General features: G+C 37.6%; 19 protein-coding genes. 17 read left to right on the top strand and 2 right to left on the bottom strand.

Annotated features, from left to right (window positions below; genetic code table 11):
• Nucleotides 1-4 precede the first annotated feature (4 nt).
• From nuoN to MKX78_RS22180, 6 genes are all read left to right on the top strand, one after another.
• Nucleotides 5-1,504 (top strand): NADH-quinone oxidoreductase subunit NuoN, encoded by a 1,500-nt coding sequence (nuoN, locus tag MKX78_RS22205; RefSeq protein ID WP_095371606.1) that lies wholly within the window; start codon nucleotides 5-7, stop codon nucleotides 1,502-1,504.
• A gap of 209 nt (nucleotides 1,505-1,713) precedes the next feature.
• Entirely contained in the window at nucleotides 1,714-1,950 is a 237-nt protein-coding gene (locus tag MKX78_RS22200) for a DUF1146 family protein (RefSeq protein WP_095371607.1), read from the top strand.
• Between the two features lie 219 nt (nucleotides 1,951-2,169).
• Nucleotides 2,170-2,919, top strand: coding sequence for a YwmB family TATA-box binding protein (locus tag MKX78_RS22195; protein ID WP_095371608.1), 750 nt, complete (start codon nucleotides 2,170-2,172; stop codon nucleotides 2,917-2,919).
• A 33-nt stretch (nucleotides 2,920-2,952) separates the two neighbouring features.
• Nucleotides 2,953-4,269, top strand: a complete 1,317-nt coding sequence (murA, locus tag MKX78_RS22190; protein WP_341052468.1) for a UDP-N-acetylglucosamine 1-carboxyvinyltransferase — start codon at nucleotides 2,953-2,955, stop codon at nucleotides 4,267-4,269.
• A gap of 478 nt (nucleotides 4,270-4,747) precedes the next feature.
• Nucleotides 4,748-5,779 carry a stage II sporulation protein D gene (spoIID, locus tag MKX78_RS22185; RefSeq protein ID WP_095371610.1) on the top strand — a complete coding sequence of 344 codons (1,032 nt, stop codon included), beginning with the start codon at nucleotides 4,748-4,750 and terminating at the stop codon, nucleotides 5,777-5,779.
• A gap of 201 nt (nucleotides 5,780-5,980) precedes the next feature.
• Nucleotides 5,981-6,847, top strand: coding sequence for a M23 family metallopeptidase (locus MKX78_RS22180; RefSeq protein ID WP_095371611.1), 867 nt, complete (start codon nucleotides 5,981-5,983; stop codon nucleotides 6,845-6,847).
• Nucleotides 6,848-6,925: 78 nt separating this feature from the next.
• On the opposite strand, the gene MKX78_RS22175 is transcribed toward MKX78_RS22180, so the two are convergent.
• Entirely contained in the window at nucleotides 6,926-7,582 is a 657-nt protein-coding gene (locus MKX78_RS22175; protein WP_445662667.1) for a LysM peptidoglycan-binding domain-containing protein, read from the bottom strand.
• A 653-nt stretch (nucleotides 7,583-8,235) separates the two neighbouring features.
• On the opposite strand from MKX78_RS22175, the gene spoIIID reads away from it, so the two are divergent.
• From spoIIID to MKX78_RS22140, 7 genes are all read left to right on the top strand, one after another.
• Nucleotides 8,236-8,508, top strand: a complete 273-nt coding sequence (gene spoIIID / locus MKX78_RS22170; protein ID WP_095371613.1) for a sporulation transcriptional regulator SpoIIID — start codon at nucleotides 8,236-8,238, stop codon at nucleotides 8,506-8,508.
• A gap of 441 nt (nucleotides 8,509-8,949) precedes the next feature.
• Nucleotides 8,950-9,951, top strand: coding sequence for a rod shape-determining protein (locus tag MKX78_RS22165; RefSeq protein WP_095371614.1), 1,002 nt, complete (start codon nucleotides 8,950-8,952; stop codon nucleotides 9,949-9,951).
• 147 nt (nucleotides 9,952-10,098) lie between these two features.
• A complete protein-coding gene (locus MKX78_RS22160) occupies nucleotides 10,099-10,914 on the top strand; it encodes a flagellar hook-basal body protein (RefSeq protein WP_095371615.1) in 816 nt (271 codons plus the stop codon).
• Nucleotides 10,915-10,943: 29 nt separating this feature from the next.
• Nucleotides 10,944-11,780 carry a flagellar hook-basal body protein gene (locus tag MKX78_RS22155; protein ID WP_307318227.1) on the top strand — a complete coding sequence of 279 codons (837 nt, stop codon included), beginning with the start codon at nucleotides 10,944-10,946 and terminating at the stop codon, nucleotides 11,778-11,780.
• A gap of 14 nt (nucleotides 11,781-11,794) precedes the next feature.
• Nucleotides 11,795-12,076 (top strand): DNA-directed RNA polymerase subunit beta, encoded by a 282-nt coding sequence (locus MKX78_RS22150; RefSeq protein ID WP_095371617.1) that lies wholly within the window; start codon nucleotides 11,795-11,797, stop codon nucleotides 12,074-12,076.
• A gap of 147 nt (nucleotides 12,077-12,223) precedes the next feature.
• Nucleotides 12,224-12,646, top strand: coding sequence for a 3-hydroxyacyl-ACP dehydratase FabZ (gene fabZ, locus MKX78_RS22145; RefSeq protein WP_095371618.1), 423 nt, complete (start codon nucleotides 12,224-12,226; stop codon nucleotides 12,644-12,646).
• Nucleotides 12,647-12,828: 182 nt separating this feature from the next.
• Nucleotides 12,829-13,101 (top strand): hypothetical protein, encoded by a 273-nt coding sequence (locus tag MKX78_RS22140; protein WP_095371619.1) that lies wholly within the window; start codon nucleotides 12,829-12,831, stop codon nucleotides 13,099-13,101.
• 131 nt (nucleotides 13,102-13,232) lie between these two features.
• Here MKX78_RS22140 and MKX78_RS22135 read toward each other — a convergent pair whose 3' ends face one another.
• A complete protein-coding gene (locus tag MKX78_RS22135) occupies nucleotides 13,233-13,664 on the bottom strand; it encodes a YwpF-like family protein (protein ID WP_095371620.1) in 432 nt (143 codons plus the stop codon).
• Between the two features lie 180 nt (nucleotides 13,665-13,844).
• Here MKX78_RS22135 and MKX78_RS22130 point away from each other — a divergent pair, with 180 nt between their 5' ends.
• The 4 genes from MKX78_RS22130 to MKX78_RS22115 all read left to right on the top strand — a co-directional run bounded on the left by MKX78_RS22130 (nucleotide 13,845) and on the right by MKX78_RS22115 (nucleotide 19,499).
• A complete protein-coding gene (locus MKX78_RS22130) occupies nucleotides 13,845-14,093 on the top strand; it encodes a DUF7878 domain-containing protein (protein ID WP_341052466.1) in 249 nt (82 codons plus the stop codon).
• Nucleotides 14,053-14,313: a DUF7878 domain-containing protein gene (locus MKX78_RS22125; protein WP_341052464.1), complete on the top strand. Its 261-nt coding sequence runs from the start codon at nucleotides 14,053-14,055 to the stop codon at nucleotides 14,311-14,313. Before MKX78_RS22130 ends, MKX78_RS22125 begins: the two co-directional genes overlap by 41 nt.
• Before the next feature lie 184 nt (nucleotides 14,314-14,497).
• Nucleotides 14,498-14,908, top strand: coding sequence for a single-stranded DNA-binding protein (locus MKX78_RS22120; RefSeq protein WP_307318234.1), 411 nt, complete (start codon nucleotides 14,498-14,500; stop codon nucleotides 14,906-14,908).
• A gap of 661 nt (nucleotides 14,909-15,569) precedes the next feature.
• A complete protein-coding gene (locus tag MKX78_RS22115) occupies nucleotides 15,570-19,499 on the top strand; it encodes a S8 family serine peptidase (protein WP_341052461.1) in 3,930 nt (1,309 codons plus the stop codon).
• The last annotated feature ends 355 nt before the right edge of the window (nucleotides 19,500-19,854 follow it).

Genomic DNA, 19,854 nt, shown 5'->3' with positions numbered 1-19,854 from the left:
AAAAATGGATCTTGATACATTATTATCATTTAGTTGGCATGCGATGGTTCCAGAATTCATTATTCTTGGTACAGCTACTCTACTATCCCTCCTAGATTTATTTCTACCGAGGTCGTTTCATCGGAAATGGCTCGGTTGGCTTGGTGTAGGAAGTATCGTTGCAGCTTTAATCTTTTTACTTACACTCATAGGGGACACACCTTTTGCGATCCTCTATGACACCTTCCGATTAGATTCCTTTGCGATTGCTTTTAAATTAGTGTTATTAGTTGCTGCCGGCTTTGTGTTGTTGTTAGCTATTTCATATGAACCGAAAGAAGAATTAACGGAGTTCAGGGGAGAGTTTTTCTATTTATTTTTAGTGGCATTACTTGGTGCGATGATTATGTCCTCCAGCGCTGATTTAATTACTCTTTTTGTAGGTTTAGAGCTAATGACCTTATCATCCTATATATTAGTAGGAATAAGAAAGAAGCATCTCCCTTCAAACGAGTCAGCAATGAAATATGTCATTAATGGTGGAATTGCCACAGCTATTACTTTGTTCGGTATGAGTTATTTATATGGGATTGCTGGGACAACCAATATTTTAGAAATGGCGGGTAGGCTTCAAGAGTTAACGAATACTCAACATCTATTTTTATTAGCACTAGCTTTTCTGATGATTTTAGCTGGTTTAGCATTTAAAATCGCTGCAGCACCTTTTCATATGTGGACACCAGATGTTTATGAAGGAGCGCCGATACCAGTTACCGCTTTTTTGAGTATTATTTCAAAAGCAGCAGGGTTTATTTTAATCATTCGAATGTTCATCACGGTTTTTTATCATATTCCGGATGTGAGTAACAATTCTTCTTTATTAATGGCGCTGCAAAACTTTTTAGCCGTTCTTGCTGCCGTGACGATGATATGGGGGAATTTAGTGGCACTAAGGCAAACGAAGATTAAGCGGATGCTTGCCTATTCAAGCATTGCACATGCGGGATATTTATTAGTTGCGGTAACGGCTTTCTCCGCCTTTATGGTAGAGACGATTTGGTTTTATTTAACGGCCTATTTATTTATGACAATCGCTGTTTTTTCCTTGTTACAATTAATGAATATTGAAGAGCTAAAGCAATTGTCTGGGCTTTCCAAACGCGCTCCCCTTTTAGCTGTTGCACTCGCACTTACTATGCTAGGGTTAGCGGGGATACCAGGAACATCAGGGTTTATTGGCAAACTGAATATTTTTCTAGGCGCATTAAGCACAGAACCAACGCATTATCTATTAGCTGTTATCCTAATCGCCACTACGGTGATATCTTATATATATTATTTTAAATTGATTATTTACGCTTTCTTCCGAGAAGCGAATCATACTTTTCAAATGAGTGGGAAGAAGTTGAATAGCATTATCATAAGTATTTGCGTGATGATGACAGTATTACTAGGCGTTTTTCCACAATTAGCTTATGATTTCCTCCATCAAAATTTTTTATCATTTTATGATTTCTTACAGTAGAAACGGGTATAGAAGAAGGGAGAGCTCCTTCTTCTTTTTTATTTATGGAAAGCAAAGAGCTTAAAGTAAAGTAAATTATGGAAAAATAAATTTAGGTGAAACGAAAACTGAAACAAAAACGTCAATTGTTAAGAGGGTGTGTGCTATCTTTCTGAAGGTGATTTGAGTTAAAATAAATGGTGTAGTTTTTGATTGAAGGAGTGGGTCATGTGATCTCTGGATTTGGCCAACAGGCATTGGTTAGTATTATTGTACATTTAATATTTATTGCTGTAGCTTGGTATGCTTTGCAAGCGATTAAAATTGATACGTGGATCAAGGCGAACCATGTTTTGCAAGCAAGGGTATTATATGTATTGTTATCGATCGCACTTGGATCGATTGTCGGTAACTTTGTGCTTGATTATCTTCTTTGGTCTCAACAACTTCCATTTATTTTGCAATAATCCATTTGTCAAAAAATAGACCTTAAATATAGGTCTTCGTACATGTTTTCATTTGCTCAAAGTTTGAGTACAATGCATGATGTTGCTATAAATTTTCTTAAAACTATACATATAATCTGACTTAATATTCACTCAACTAGTGGATGTCAAAATGTGACGATAATTCCCAAGTATGCCGATCTCTCCTTTGGTAACAATGGTAGTAAGGGAGGGAGTTAAATGAAGAAGTATTCATTTATATTTTCTATAATGGGAATTGTCGGGTTAGTTTGGATTATTTTCGGCAATCATTCGGATGCAGCATCTGTAGAAGAGCTTTCACTAATACAAATCGCTCAAACTGTTCAGGACGAGAATATTTTGATTCAAGAATGGTCAGTTCATGCAAGGGAAAACTTGGAAACACTACAAACCTTTGCAGAAGTAAAAGCATATACTAAAGAGATGAAAAAGAGTTTTACGGACTGGAAATGGTCTGTCCAAAAGGAATCTCAAGAAAGATATGAAGTCATAGGAACGCTTAAAAAAAATGATCTGACTGAAACGATAAAAATACTTTCAACCGACACAAAAAACAATGTACAAACGTATGTCATTTATGAGGCGAAAGGTGCTGGCTACGAAGGCAGTATCCAGGAAAATATGGGGAACTATATGAAAAGTCAGATGTCTGACATTTTTACTAAAAAACCCAATATTTTCTCTTGTATCATTGGTCATTATGATGGTAATATGAGGGAGTCTATGCTTGAACAAATGAACGGATTATTGTCCACATTTAATGCGAAAGAAATAGAAGCGTTAGAAGAAGAGCAATTTATTTCGACATCGGCATATTCACCTATGTTCAAAGAGTCTGTTACAACGGATGGCAAAGATATGAATTTACAAATTGGCTTAAGAAAAGAAGGGTTGGGCGCTAAGACAACTATTGTTATCGGCACACCCATCATAACGATTGAATATTAATATAGAGAAAATGGACGCGGAGGGGAATACACTTTGGAAAAAATCATCGTCCGCGGCGGAAATCGGTTAAGTGGCACAGTCAAAGTAGAAGGCGCAAAAAATGCTGTTTTACCGGTAATCGCTGCAACATTGTTAGCAAGTGATGGAAAAAGCGTAATTCGTGATGTCCCAACTCTCTCCGATGTATATACAATTAATGAAGTATTACGTTTTTTAAACGCCGAAGTGGGGTTTGATAACAATACAGTAACTGTTGATGCATCTAGAGAGTTAAAAGTAGAAGCACCATTTGAATATGTTCGAAAAATGCGTGCATCTGTTTTAGTCATGGGTTCACTATTAGCGAGAAATGGAAGAGCAAGAGTAGCATTGCCAGGCGGCTGTGCGATTGGTTCACGCCCGATAGATCAACATTTAAAGGGTTTTGAAGCAATGGGTGCAACAGTTAAGGTTGGCAACGGTTTTATTGAAGCAGAAGCTCCAGAAGGAAAACTGCATGGTGCGAAAATATATCTTGATTTTCCTAGCGTAGGCGCAACAGAAAATATTATGATGGCTGCTACATTAGCAAAGGGTACAACGATTCTAGAAAATGTAGCAAAAGAGCCAGAAATTGTGGACCTTGCGAACTTCCTTAATAAAATGGGTGCAAAAGTTCGTGGTGCTGGAACAGGAACGATTCGTATTGAAGGTGTGGATGTATTATTTGGTGCTGAGCATCATATTATTCCAGACCGAATTGAAGCAGGTACATTTATGGTAGCAGCAGCCATTACAGGCGGCGATGTTCTTGTCAAAGGCGTTGTACCAGAACATGCAACATCTTTAATAGCAAAAATGGAAGAAATGGGCGTTCAGTTTATCGAAGAGGAAGAAGGCGTTCGCGTCATCGGCCCGTCAGAACTTAAAGCTGTCGATATTAAAACGATGCCTCACCCAGGTTTTCCAACAGATATGCAATCTCAAATGATGGCACTATTGCTTCATGCCAAAGGCACAAGTGTTATTACGGAGACTGTATTTGAAAACCGCTTCATGCATGTGGAAGAATTCCGTCGCATGAATGCAGATGTGAAAATCGAAGGTCGCTCTGTTATTATGGAAGGACCATCCAACCTACAAGGTGCAGAAGTTGCCGCAACCGATTTACGTGCTGCAGCTGCTCTCATCTTAACAGGACTTGTAGCAGACGGCATAACACGTGTAACAGAATTAAAACATCTTGACCGTGGCTATGTCGATTTCCATAAGAAACTAGCGAGCTTAGGTGCAGACATTGAACGTGTGACTGAAGCAGACGAAGATATGTCTACAACTGAACAAACCATCATTACTGATTTGAATGCATAAAAATGGCGAACCACTAATCTTTTTAGAGATTGGTGGTTTTTTTTAGCTAAGGATGAAAATGTAGATGTACATATATGTGAGATCAAAAAAGCCAAGTTATATTAGGGAATGGGTGCACAGAGTATATAAAACTGATGAGATGTTGGGCAAACAGGAAATGCGCACAAATGAAGTCACATAACCATCGAGATGTGATTGAGGGCAAAAAAGGACAAAGGTTCATCCACAATTTTTTTTAGGTGTTGTAGGACTCTATCTATGATTTGGTTGTGGACTCAAAACTATTCATTACCATAGTGAAGGTGAACATTTAGCTCTCGCAATTAGCCCTAACTCCATTTTCACTCGGTTCTCTATCTCTACCATTACACAAGAAATAGCTACTTTACTAGAGAAATTCAATAGTGGGATTTTGTCATAATGGCTCTATTTCGACCATATGATTGAATGAGACGTGAATCTTGATGGAGGCTAGCATATGACAAAATTCAAACCATTCATCGTACTATCAGCATTACTCTTTACACTTGTATTAATTATTCCAGCCTTACTAGTAGTTCTTCCTTTGGGAAATGATGAGAAGCAAGAGAATCGAGAAACTGTAACTGCGGAGAAGAAGAAGGGGGAGGCAACACCTTTCACCTCGATGGAACCTGCAGTTGATGTGGCTGTTTACCGTACCGATGCCAACAAAGTGGAAACCTTTGCTTTTGAAGACTATCTTATTGGGGTTGTTGCTTCTGAGATGCCTGCTGAGTTTGAGCTAGAGGCGTTGAAGGCACAAGCATTAGCAGCGCGAACGTATACAATGCAGCATCTACTGGCAGATGAGGGTTCATTACCAGATGGTGCCATGATTACTGATTCCACTGATGATCAAGTTTTTAAAAACAAAGAAGAGCTCAAGAAAATATGGAAGTCCGATTATGATTGGAAAATCGAGAAAATTACGCAAGCAGTTCAAGAAACAAGTGGGCAAATTCTTACCTATGATGGTAATCCTATAACAGCAGCGTTCTTTTCAACAAGTAATGGCTATACGGAAAATGCAGAAAATGTTTGGGCTAATGCGACCCCGTATTTAAAAAGTGTCAAAAGCCCCTGGGACATTGATACACCAAAATTTGCTGATCAAATCTCTATCCCTGTGTCCGAATTTGAAAAAAAATTAGATGTGAAAGTACCTTCGGGTCAAACTGTTGCTAAAATTGTTGAGAAAACAGATGGTAATCGAATAGGGAAAGTAAATATTAATGGAACCATGATTAAAGGAACAGATGTTAGAATGAAATTAGGATTGCAATCAACTGACTTTACCCTGAAGAGAAATGGCGATCAGATTAATATACAAACAAAAGGATATGGACATGGGGTTGGCATGAGTCAGTATGGTGCAAACGGTATGGCGAAAGAAGGTAAATCATATAAAGAAATCGTTTCTTATTATTATAAAGGAATCGAAATAAGTGAATCTGATACGATGGTGGCAAAATTAACTGCACAAAAGTAAGTTTAAACAAACAGCTTCAATCGGAGCTGTTTGTTTTCTGTTTGAATGTAGATCTCTTAGTACTTAAGTATTCAGAAAATAATTATTTTGATAAAACATGTATATAAAAATCGAGTTAGTAAAAAATAAATCCAAAAAAATTTTTAGATGATGTATATATCTTCTGGAATCTGTTCAAACTGATGCCAGAGGTGATGAAAAATGAGAGAGGAAGAAAAAAAGACTTCTCAAGATTCTAGTTTTAAAAAGTTTATGAAGAAACGTTGGGCATATCCAGCAATTTACATCGCGAGTGCAGCACTCATACTTAGTGGCGTTCTATGGTTCCAAAACAGCAATGAAAATGCTTCAGACACAGATGGATTCGATTACGGTGAGACAGATCTTACTGGCAAAGGTAATGAGGATGCAGTTGAAGTAAATAATGCAATGGAGAACTTTGTGCTACCGGTAGAAAAAGCGGACGGAGCAGTAATCCAAACTAAATTCTATGATGTACATGGTGAGGAAGCGGCTCAAGAAGAAGCTTTGGTATTCTACAATAACACATACCAACCAAATGCAGGTATTGACATTGTTATGGAAGATGGGAAAACATTTGAAGTTCGTGCAGCATTAAGTGGAACAGTTACTAAGGTGGAAGAAGATGCAACACTAGGTAATGTCGTTGAAATTCAGCATGCTGAAGGAATTGTGACACGCTACCAATCCATTACTGATATGAAAGTAAAAGAAGGTAGTGTAGTGGAGCAAGGAGATACAATTGCTCAATCTGGTCAAAGCCAAATTAACCAAGAAGCTGGAGAGCACGTACATTTTGAAATCCGTAAAGATGGTGTAGCTGTAAACCCAGAAGAGTTTGTTGGTAAAACGTTAAGTCAATTGGAAAAAGCTGAAATAGCTGAAGAGAGTACACCTGCTGAAGATGCAGCCCAAGAAGGTTCAACGGAAAGTGCTGATGATGAATCAGATGCTGCGCCAAGTGATGAAGGCCAATCAGAAGATGATGGTGCAAGCAATGAAGATGAAACAGACGCTGATACTTCTTCGGATTCACAAGAATCATAAATAATGTTGAGACAAAAATGGAAAAGTTTCGACATTTCTCGGGAAATATTCATTCGTGAATATTTCCCTTTTTATTTCTTATGGTGTTTGAGTAGAATGTATTGATAGTAATGAATTTTTTTTATATGTAATGAATAAATCTTGACCAGTAAATGCTTGAAGTCTAGAAGCAGACTGTAGAGGTGCCAGTAAAGTGAAGAACTCTTCATCGGCTTGGAATTCGAGCACACGATCATCTGCAGCTCCAATAAGTTTAGCTTGCGATGTATACATTTCATCAATGATGGTTAATGGCTGAAAAGCGTTAATATGATTATCTTTAAGGTTGTTGAGTGTTTTTAATTCTTCAACGCTTAGTCCGTATCTACCGGCAATTCTCCATAATGTTTCCCCAGGAGCGACAATATGTATAAATGGTTCACCTGATAAACCTTGATAGTTTGTAGGATATGGAATGTCTAGCAATTGCCCTACAGTAATATAATTGTCTACAAGTTGGTTATGTATTTTTAATTCTTCGACAGAAAGATTATGTTTTTTGGCAATACGATAGAGTGTATCATTTTTTTTAACTTTATAAGTAGCGGCTTCTGATGATTGCTCATTCAAGCTGAAAATGACAGCAAGAATAATGACTGTAGCAGCCAAGATGCCTGTTAATTTCATTCTTCTTATTTTCATCCTTCTTTGTCTCGCTTCAAAGATTCTCTCTTTCCGTGGCTTTAACACTGTCAAAATAAATCACCCTTCAATTGGAAAATAATTGTTATATAACCATGTTTTATCTATTGGCTCGATTTTTAGTGTAAGTCAGGGATGGATTAAACAACAATAGGAATAAAGAATCTCTTGTTCATTATAAAGAATTGGGTATTTGGATTTTATGTATGGACTTTTATCACTTTTCATTGGTTACTGAAATACATTTAATTGAGTGATTAGAACTAAAAAATGCTCTTTTGTAATATAGAGTAAGAAAAAGGGTTTGCGAAACTTGTCGAAAAATAAGAATTTATAATCAGGTCTAATCACCCTTTTTTAAGTCATAAGTCGCAGGTATTAAATAACAACCATGTTTTATAGAGAATGTCTTCTTGAAAAAGATTGCTTAAAATGAAAAAAACATACAGCTACTTGTCCTACTTGTGTTTTTTGTGCATATATTTTAATCCAAGCTAATAAACTGTTACAAACCTTACAAAGAGAATGTTTGAGGTGAGGGATCGTTTGTTTAGTAACAGCTGTATAATCTCTAGGATATGTTTAGCTACTGCTCGGCAGGTTTACCTGCTACTCTTTTAACAACTAGTAAAAAACACACTATAAGACAAAGTAAAAACGAGTCTCATTTCACACTTCTCACATCCAATTTAGGGAGGGCGAGTAGTGTGCACGATTACATCAAAGAGAGAACCATCAAGATTGGAAAGTATATCGTGGAGACGAGAAAAACGGTTCGCGTAATTGCGAAGGAGTTTGGCGTATCCAAAAGTACAGTCCATAAAGATCTTACAGAAAGATTGCCTGAAATAAATCCTGACCTTGCTAATGAAGTAAAAGAAATATTAGATTATCATAAGTCCATTCGTCATTTGCGAGGGGGAGAAGCAACAAAGTTAAAGTATAAAAAAGAAGAGCTTGAAGAAGAACCCATCAAATAATGTATGAAGCGGGCAGAGGGAGGTAAGATACAACCACCATCTGCCCGTTTAACCATCACTCCTTTATTACTTCAAAGTGTTCTCACCAGCTTTTATCCCAAGAATCAACCAATTCGACAATTTCTCCTTAAAAAGTCACAATATATTTTGACAAATAGTTATTTATTCTCCTAGAGATGTGCTAAAATAATTAACTAGGATATAATGAACTTGATATGTGCTTTTGTTAACGTGGAAGCCCTAGGATATACATAAAACAACTCTTTTCTCAGGTTGCTTGAGAAAGGCTTTTGTATGGGGAAATATTCGTGCGGAAACGAAAAATCAATGATAGATTGCTTACATAAGCAAAAAACACAAAAGGCATTTTACATGCCTATTAAGCCATTTGAACTGTAAAAATGAGAAGAAGATTTAGTTGCGAGGAGGAAGTTAGGAACAATGTTTGCAAGAGATATTGGAATTGACTTAGGTACGGCAAATGTACTGATACACGTAAAAGGAAGAGGGATCGTATTAAACGAACCTTCTGTTGTAGCCATTGATAAAAACACGAATAGAGTACTAGCTGTTGGTGAAGAAGCACGCCGTATGGTGGGGAGAACACCTGGAAATATTATTGCTATTCGCCCGCTAAAAGATGGTGTTATTGCTGACTTTGATGTAACTGAAGCGATGCTTAAGCACTTTATTAACAAATTAAATGTAAAGGGCTTTCTATCTAAACCACGTATTCTTATTTGTTGCCCTACAAATGTAACGAGCGTCGAGCAAAAAGCGATTAGAGAAGCCGCAGAAAAAAGTGGCGGTAAGAAAGTCTATCTTGAAGAAGAACCGAAAGTTGCTGCAATTGGTGCGGGAATGGATATTTTCCAACCAAGTGGTAATATGGTCGTAGATATTGGTGGAGGAACAACGGATGTGGCTGTTCTATCTATGGGTGATATTGTTACATCTTCTTCAATTAAAATGGCCGGTGATAAATTTGACAATGAAATTCTCCAATACATTAAAAAGGAGTATAAGCTTTTAATTGGTGAGCGTACGGCTGAAGATATTAAAACTTCTATTGCAACAGTATTCCCTGACTCTAGAAATGAGAGCATGGAAATTCGTGGACGTGATATGGTTTCTGGATTACCTCGCACAATTACTGTTCATTCAAAAGAAATCGAACAAGCTTTAAAAGAGCCTGTAGACGTGATTGTTCAAGCTGCAAAAAGCGTTTTAGAGCGGACACCACCTGAACTATCAGCAGATATTATTGATCGTGGCGTTATTCTGACTGGTGGAGGAGCATTGCTTCATGGTATCGATATGCTTCTTGCTGAAGAATTAAAAGTACCTGTTCTCATTGCTGAAAATCCGATGGACTGTGTCGCAATTGGAACTGGAATTATGCTTGATAACATTGATCGTTTACCACGGAAAAAATTAAGTTAACAAATGATTAAGGCTGACCTAATGCTTCTCCTATAGGCCAGCCTTTTCGTTGAAGAGGAATGCATTTACCACTAAGTAAATAATGTTAATTAATTATGCAGCCTTTCCGATATAAAAGGGAGACGATAATATACGGGAGTGACCGATATGTTTAGAGGGTTTTACACTGCAGCATCAGGTATGTTAACGCAGCAAAGAAGAACGGAAATGTTAGCTAACAATATGGCCAATGCAAATACACCTGGTTTTAAAGCAGATCAAACAGCAATTAGCAGTTTCTCTGATATGTTACTGCAAAGAATAGATAGTCAAAATATCCCTACTGAAAACGGATTTCGTATACCAGTTAACGAAACAGTTGGAAGTATTAGTACAGGTGTATATTTACAAGAAGCAATGCCTTTATATACCCAGGGTGATTTGAATGAAACAGGTCTGGCTACAGACTTATCGCTTGAAAATGGTAATCTTCCGGACGGTAGTGCATTGTTTTTTACTGTTGCTGGTGAAGATGGGAATACAAAATATACACGCAATGGTAATTTTACATTAGATAGCCAAGGGTATTTGACTTCAGCAAGTGGTTTATACGTCTTAGATACAAACGGGAACAGAATCCAACCAGGTAGTGAATCATTTACCGTTAATGATGAAGGGTATTTAACAAATGCAGCTGGAAATACCACACGAATTGGCGTAGCTTATGCGGAAACAACAGAGAATCTTCTAAAACAAGGAGATGGACTCTTCGCTACGGAAGATAATACTGCTTTGCAAAATGGTTACGGTAATGTAGCCTTTCGTATCCACCAAGGTTTCTTAGAACGTTCCAATGTTGATACCTCAAGAACGATGACAGATATGATGGCAAGCTATCGTACGTTTGAAGCCAACCAAAAAGTGTTACAAGCATACGACCGCAGTATGGAGAAAGCAGTAAACGAAGTTGGCCGTCTTGGATAACAACCAGGAAGTTATAAGGAGGCGATGAAATGAACCGTGTAATGATTACAGCAACAAACACCTTATCACAATTACAAAAGCAAATGGATATACACGCCAATAATATGGCGAATGTCGATACTACAGGTTTTAAAAGAAGAGAAGCGTCTTTTGGTGAACTTCTCGTTCAACAATTTAATAATCAACCTGCTGAAGAACTAATGGGCGTACAGAGAATGACTCCAGAAGGCGTTAGACAAGGTGTAGGGGCTAAACTTGCCCAAGCTAAGCTAGTGAGCACACAAGGCAGTCTAAAATCAACTGATCGGGCATTAGACTTCGCTTTAACAGGAGAAGGTCAATACTTCCGCATTCTTCAACAAACCGAAAACGGTGCTGAAATCCGTTATACCAGAGACGGCTCTTTCCATCTTACGCCGTCAGGGAATAATGAAGTGATGCTTGTAACTGGGAATGGTGATGCCGTTTTAGGACAGAATAATGAACCCATTACTTTTTCTTCAGATGTAAACCAGTTTACATTATTGGAGCAAGGCAGACTCCAAGCTCATACTGCTAATGGAGGCATTGAAACGGTAAATCTCGGGATTACGGTCGTACATAAACCACAATATTTAACACAAATCGGTGAAAATATGTTAAGCTTGCCTGCAGAGGCTGAAATGGATGGCATTGATATTTATACTGATTTAGCTGGGCAGTTCAGTGGCGATATTTCACTATCACAAGGTGTCCTAGAACAATCAAATGTCGACCTTTCAAAGGAAATGACCGACCTAATGAACACACAACGTTCATACCAATTTCAATCACGTTCAATAACGATGGCTGATCAAATGATGGGCCTCATTAATGGAATTCGTTAAAGGGGAAGAAAACGATGTCACTTAATAACGAGCAAGATTCGTCAACAAGAATAACTAAACAAAAAGCGCAACATAATTCAACTACTACACGTGAAGATAAAACCACAGTGAACCGAATTAGAGTGCGACTTATACCGATCTGGCTACGAATTATTATTGTGCTAGTTTTACTTGCCATTTGTATCATCGCGGGTGCAGCGTTCGGATATAGTGTGCTTGGTGATGGCCAGGCAACAGATATTTTTAAAAAAGAAACGTGGATGCATATGATTGATTTGGTTAATAAAGAGAACTGAAGAATGGGGAGCGCATGTATATGCCTCCTTTTTGTTTTGACTTATTTTAAGAATTTGAAAATGAAATTGTTTTATCTTTGCATTTGGGCTTTTTTTTAGTACAATAATAATTAATATTATACCTATTATTAGTAGGAGGTGCTAAAAATGCTTGATATTAATGAAATAAAAGAAATTATTCCTCATCGTTATCCCTTTTTATTAGTAGATAAAATCCTTGAAGTGGAAGAAGGTCAAAGAGCTATTGGCATTAAAAATGTTACGGCTAATGAAGAATTCTTTAATGGCCATTTTCCTGATTACCCCGTCATGCCTGGTGTTTTAATTGTGGAAGCATTAGCACAAGTAGGCGGAGTGGCGATGCTGAAAAAAGAAGAAAATAAAGGAAAGCTCGCTTTTTTCACCGGGATTGATAAATGTCGATTTAAAAAACAAGTGAAGCCGGGCGATCAGCTGCGATTAGAGGTCGAAATGACTCGTGTGAAGGGCCCGATTGGTAAAGGAAAAGGTGTTGCAACCGTCGACGGCGAACTAGTTTGTGAAACAGAAATGATGTTTGCATTGAAATAACATCAAAAGAAGTAATGCCCGCTTTATATAGGGCATTACTTCTTTTTTTCTCTGCAAGGCACTATCACAGGCGGAAAATTTTACAATCAATCAATTTGAAATTTTGTTCAGGTTTTCGGGAACGATAACAAAAGACCACAATAGAGGTCAAAAATTTTTGAAATTGGAAGGGAGTTTTACCCATGAATACAAAGCTGTTAAAATTACTGTCTGCATCTGCTTTAGCGGCGACAATGCTTGTTGGTTGTGGAGCAAACAATGAGCAAGAGCCACCGCCAGAAGATAATGATAACATTGAAGAGCCAGCAGAATTAGAGGATGGAAATGACATTAATAATAATGATCAAGACGATCTAAACAATGATGATGATGGTATGCTTGAAGATGACAATAATACAGATGAAAATTTAAATGAAGATGCACCTGCGGACGAAGAAAACAAAGATAATATGTAAATAAAAAAGAGGTTCCGATTAAACAATCGGAGCCTCATTAAAGTTTAAAGATATCCACGCGAATATTACGAGTATGAACATCTCGAAAAATCGGGTGGAGATCCTCGGAGAAAGCATATATTAGCTTTTCCTTATTTTTTATTACTCGTCAATCTTTGTGCTCTTTTCATTTGGCCTTTAAACTCAGCAAGAAGTTTTTCGCCACTTAACCCTTTAGAAACGAGGTCACTAAGTAATATCTCTGCGAATTCATTTCTTTTATGACGAATGCTCCCTAAGAAAAGGACACTCATATGTTCTTCAAATTCATTAATGGATGCAATTTTAGTAATGAAATGTGCTGGATCATTATCTTTTTTCGTAATTACTACTTGTAGCGGTACATCGATTTCTTTTTTGCGGAGATTGGAAAAGAAGGAAAGGTGCTTTTTATCAATAAAGGCCTCGAGTAGCCACCGACTATTCTCATCCTCTTTATTAATAATGAGTCCGTCCTCCAATTCGACATCTACTAACTCATCCTCATCCCAAACCTGCATGGAAACTAGCTTAAATGTCTTCATGCGACCCCTCCCTTTCTCAAAAGTTAACTGAGTTGTCTAAATTATATCATAGAAGATATACAAAACGAAAATATCTTACAAAAGGTAAGTTATAGTTTATTTACCCCTTTTTAGGTCCCCTTTACACATATAAAAAGAAATAGGATATGCTTAAGGAAAACAGTTTGAAGGAGATAAATATTGGAAAAATATCGGACCAATACCTTACATTTTACATACCATTTCACATGCTCTCCCAATGAAATAACAGCAAGCGATAAACGTGACACTGCAAAAATTCTGTCGATAGATATTTTTTTTACAATAAAGATTAACAATCAATTATATTTCCAAGCAGATTTACCTGCCTTTGAATTTTATAAAGCATTGGCGAAATGGCAAAAAATGGTTGAAAAATCAACAAGCGGCATTTTATTATTTTTCAATTGAGTATGATGAAGGAGCTATTTTGGAAATGATTCCTTTTCATCAGTTAGCACGATTGAACACTAGCTGGCCAGAAGCTGAGGTTTATAATGTTTTTGCCCACCAATTTCTTGTAAACGAGCTAAGCTTACTAGAAGGAAATTTAAAAAACGATATAGAACGTTATTTTGATATTAAAATCAGTTCATTTATGCCTCATATTCCTTATAGAGAAAAATGTTGAAATATGTCGAAATTTATCTTACCTTTATTGCAAAAGTTAATTTTTTGCCATATTTTTATGGGAAAATTTAAATTCTGACCGTCTATCCGCAGTTTTGAAAGCCAATCGTAAATGAAAATTATTTTTCCGTTTTTTTACAAGTTATACAAGCTATATTAACCTAGTGTCAGAAAGGAGGAGGATGATGAATCAAGTTGGCATTGTTGGAAGGTTAACAAAAGAGCCGGATTTAAGACTTGTATCAGATGGAAGGTCGGTGGCAAATATAACGGTTGCGGTCAATCGTCAATTTCGCAATCAAAATGGAGAGATAGAAACTGATTTTATTCAATGTACACTTTGGCATAAATCTGCGGAAAATCTCGTTCAGTATTGTACGAAAGGGTCACTTATAAGTGTTGTTGGCAGATTACAATCAAGATCATATGAAAAGGATGGAAAAAGGAAGTATGTGATGGAAGTGATTGTCGAGCAAGTACGTTTCCTCGATAATCGAAAGAAAGAAAAACAACAAAGGGAGGAGATGAATCCAGATGACTCAAGAACAAAAAGTGATGGAAACACTCATAGAGAGTCTTATCAAAATGCTTGGTAATGCAAACTATCGAATGAGTGAGATGGAGAGTAGACTGGCACAATTAGAATGTATATTGAAAGAATCGTATGATAGAGGAAGAAAAAGAGCTTAAAGGAACCTCAATTTACTTTTATCCCCTTATTACCTTCTATTAGAAAGAATCAATGAACATCCTCATAATATCCCCAACTTGAAGCAGTGCCTATCGCACTGTTTTTTTCTTGTAAGTATTAGGACGTATAGGATATTTAAAAGTAAATTTTGAAGTCAACAAAATAAGGAAGCAAGTGGAGAATGGAGAAACCCCACACTCAAATAGGAAGGCTAAAAGCATTGTAGCAAAAGGGTACAATAACAGACTTAGCAGAATAGGACCATGACAATATATCATTTTTCGTTTCCTTTACCATTTGATGCTGAAAACAAGTGCGCTTGTTATAGTTACATTTCTCCACTATACCATTTATGATTTCCCGTTTGTTTTTATTTTGAGAGAGGAAAAAGTGGGTATATGTGAATGGTTCATTAATAAAAAATATTTAGAATTATAAAATAATTATATTTTACTAGGCAAATTAGCATAAATTGGTACTTTAGTACTCTAAAACTAAATTTTTCCTTATGTTAATTTAATAGAGAAACGAAAAATTCTGAATTTTATTTACAGAGGGGGAGTTGAATGTTGAAAAAAAGCAGGATTCTTGTCGTATTAATGGCCTTTTTACTTATTTTCTCTGGGTCAGTGTCAGCAGCAGTACCTGAGAAGAAGGTAGAAAATACTAAAGGGAAAGAAAATCAGCTCAATCTACAAAAAATAGAAAAAACGGATGCCGAGGAACAGTATAAGAAGTCTGATATTGTTCGTGTAATTGTCGAAATGGATAGTGAGCCGACCATTGCATACGCACAGAAAACAAAAAAAACATTTAAAGAACTACCCGCAGCAACGAAAAAGAAACTGACAAACGAGAAACTAGCAGAACAAAAAGCGGTGAAGCAAAAAGTTAAAGACAACAAAGTGAAGCTCGTCGAACATGAAAGTTTCACAACAGTTGTGAATGGATTTAGTGCAGATGTAATGTATGGGGATATTGAGAAAATTAAAGAAGTAAAAAATGTATCCTCTGTTGAAATAGTGAATGAATATGAACGCCCAGAGGAAAAACCTGACATGGTTTACAGTAAAGAATTGGTACAAGCTCAAGAGGCTTGGAGAGAATATGGCTACAAAGGCAACGGTATGGTTGTCGGGGTTATTGATACAGGTATTGATCCAGATCATCAAGATATGATTTTATCAGATGAGACGGAAGTCGATTTAACAGAATCTAAGGTTAATAGAATAAAAGCAGATAACGAGCTACCGGGAAGCTATTATACTGAAAAAGTACCATATGCTTACAATTATATGGATGAAGACGAAGTAATCGGTGATGTGGCTGAAGGAGCAAGTATGCATGGTATGCACGTATCAGGGACAGTAGGCGCAAATGGAGATGAAGAAGATGGTGGAATTAAAGGTATTGCACCGGAAGCGCAAATTCTCGGTTTGAAAGTATTTGGTAACGATCCTGAATTCGGTTCTACATATGGAGATATCTATGTAAAAGCCATTGATGATGCGATTATTTTAGGAGCGGACGTATTAAATATGAGTCTTGGGTCAACAGCAGGATTTGTCTCGCCAGAATCTGCCGAATATAAAGCGATTGAGCGAGCAGTTGATAATGGCGTCCTTATGTCTATTTCAGCTGGTAACTCTGCTCATTTTGGTAATGGCTTTGCCAACCCAACGCCAGAAAATCCGGACTTTGGTGTAGTTGGTTCGCCAGGAGTATACACAGATTCATTACAAGTGGCATCTTCTGAGAATTCATTTATGGATCTCGATGCCATTAAGGTGAATATAAATGGCGAAGAGGTGGATGCTCCATTTCTTTCAGCTGGTGACAAGCACCCTAACGATGTCGACACAAAAACGTTCGATGTTGCAGATGGAGGACTTGGCTACCCTGATCAATTAACAGAAGTTGCAGGGAAATATGCAATGATTCAACGTGGAGAATTGTCATTCGTTGATAAGGCGATAAATGCACAAGCGGCAGGTGCTGTTGGCGTAATTATCTATAATAATACAGATGGTTTCGTCAATATGCAGTCAGATCCAGCTATTACAATTCCACAATTATTTATGCCAAAAGTGAATGGTGATCCAATTGTTGAAGCGCTTCGTGCTGGAGAAGAAGTAACATTTACTTTTACTGGTGAAAAAACAACAGCACCAAACCCTGAAGCAGGCAAGATGAGTGCCTTCACTTCATGGGGTGTGACACCGAACTTAGACTTTAAGCCTGAAATTACGGCGCCTGGTGGGCAAATTTACTCGACATTAGAAAATGGCCAATACGGCATGATGAGTGGTACATCCATGGCAGCTCCACATGTGTCTGGTGGTGCAGCACTCGTTCTACAAAGAGTAGATGCTGACTTTGATTTAACTGGTTATGATCGTGTATATACAGCGAAAAATATTATGATGAACACATCTCAACCAATCGATGATCAAGGCCTTGTTAATGAGTCACTTGAGTGGGATGTTCCTTATTCACCTCGTAGACAAGGATCGGGCATCATGCAATTGCACTCAGCTCTTTCTACACCAGTCGTTGTAACAGAGGTAGAAACGGATGAGGCAAAGGTGGCCTTAAAAGAAGTTGGGGATACTTTTGAGTTCACATTGCAAGCAGAAAACTTTAGTGATGAAGACGTCACTTATGACGCAGCTGCGAATATCCAAACAGATTTTGCTGCATATGGAGAATTAGGCTGGAATCCAAATGAACTTGAAGCACAAGAATTATTGAATGTTGAGGTCACTGTTGATGGTCAAGAATCGGCTGAAATTACTGTTCCTGCAGGAGAAACAGTTACGTTTACCGTTCAAGCCGATGTAAGTGATGCACAAGTAGTTGAACCGAGCCAAACGGGTAATTGGACAACACCAGTTGATGTTGATGAAGTATTTCCGAACGGTTATTTTGTGGAGGGGTATGTGACATTAACTGATTCAGCAGATACTCACCCAGAACTTTCTGTACCATATGTAGGATTCAAAGGTGAATGGGATCAATCCCCGATATTAGATGGATTAAAGTATGATGAATCATCCTTCTATGGTATGGGTGGTGCTGTTTATGAATCTGGCGACAGTTACTATTATCTTGGTTATGACCCGATAGCTGATGCATATAAAGCGGATAAAGTAGCAATTTCTCCAAACGGAGATGGTGTACAAGATGCCATCATTCCTGCTCTATCATTCTTGAGAAATGCCCATCAAGTGGTATTTAATGTATTAGATGAAGATGGTAAGCAATTGCGCAAGTTGAGAACAGACAATGATCTGAGAAAAGACTATTATGACGCTGGTCAAGGTAGTTATTACAAAATTAACTCAGCATGGAAATGGGATGGAAAAGTAAAAAATAAACTTGCTGCAGATGGTAAGTATTATTTTGAAATTAAATCTGTCATTGACTTCCCTGGTGCCGAATGGCAGTCAGTAAAAATTCCTGTTATCATTGATACAAAAGCACCGGAATTGGCTTTCAAAGTGACTGAAGGTAATAAAAAGTTAACGATTAATGCATCAGATCATGAAAAAGGTTCTGGCGTATCTTATCTTGATATTTTAGTAGATGGTGAGTCTGTATTAGAAACACCGCTTGCAGGGGATACAGAGGAATATACATTCTCAGAACCATTAGAGGTTGGTTCGACTGTAACTGTACAAGCATTTGACTATGCGGGCAATGTAACAACGAAGGAGCTAGAAGTGAAACCTGCCGATCAAAAGGCACCAACCGTTCGTTTAACGACTCCCGAAGCTTTAAGCACAGTGAATACAAATGATATTCAATTTACTGGTACCATTACTGATGAATCTGAGATTAGTGAATTTACTATTGCAGGTGAGGAAGTAGAACTGACTTATGATCAAGAGAAGAAACAATATACTTTTGATACAATTCTTCATTCTGAAGATGGTGCACCTTCCTTTGCCATTAAGGCAGTCGATGCAGCAGGGAATGTGGCCCAGTTCAAACGAACAATTTTAGTAGATGCAACCGCACCAGAGGTTGAGGTACTTGGATTACCTGAAAGTGAATATATTGAACATGATGCTGAAAATCCAGTTGTGGATGTAAGAGTAGCCGATAATTTTGATCAAATTCGTCTTTATTTAGATGGCGATGAGGTTTATTTCAAAGAATTCCAAGAACCTTATGAAATGAGAAGCTTTGAACATGTTGTGGCAGATATTGAGCTTGAATTACAAGACGGAGCGAATGAATTTACGTTCGAGGCAATTGACATTGCAGGCAACAAAACGGTACAAACAGTGGAATTATACAAATTAGGTGAAGGAGAAGAAGCACCTAATGGAGACGGACCAAACAACCAATTCCCGATTTCTCCAGAAAAGCCTGGAAATGTTGTGAAACCAACACTACCAGGTAGCGGAGGTGGCATTAAAGCACCGAATCCACTACCAACAAATCCAATTGCACCAGGAAAACCTGTGATTGGTGGTAAAATAGGGTTCTAAATAAGCGTAAGAGTCTAGCAGATTGCTAGGCTCTTATTTATTACGTATAGAAAAGACTAGAAATGGGTGAGGGGGGGCAATACAGTAGTTAAATGAAAATAAGGGCCAGTGGTATTAGCAAGTCTCTTAGAAGGGAAACTAGAGCTGAGCGCGTAGCAAATAGGAGTTGTGAGTCATTCAGAAGAAAACCAAGAGCTGAGCGCGTAGCAAATAGGAGTTGTGAGTCATTCAGAAGAAAACCAAGAGCTGAGCGCCTTGCAAATAGTGTTTGTGAGTCTCTCAGAAGTGAACCCAGAGTTGAGCGCGTAGCAAATAGGATTTGAGAGTCTCTCAGAAGAAAACCCAGAGCTGAGCG

The sequence above is a fragment of the Cytobacillus sp. FSL R5-0569 genome, from assembly GCF_038007265.1.
Lineage (GTDB): Bacteria > Bacillota > Bacilli > Bacillales > Cytobacillaceae > Cytobacillus > Cytobacillus kochii.
The sequence above is the reverse complement of the archived record's forward strand: the minus strand, read 5'-3'. Positions and strand labels throughout refer to the sequence as shown.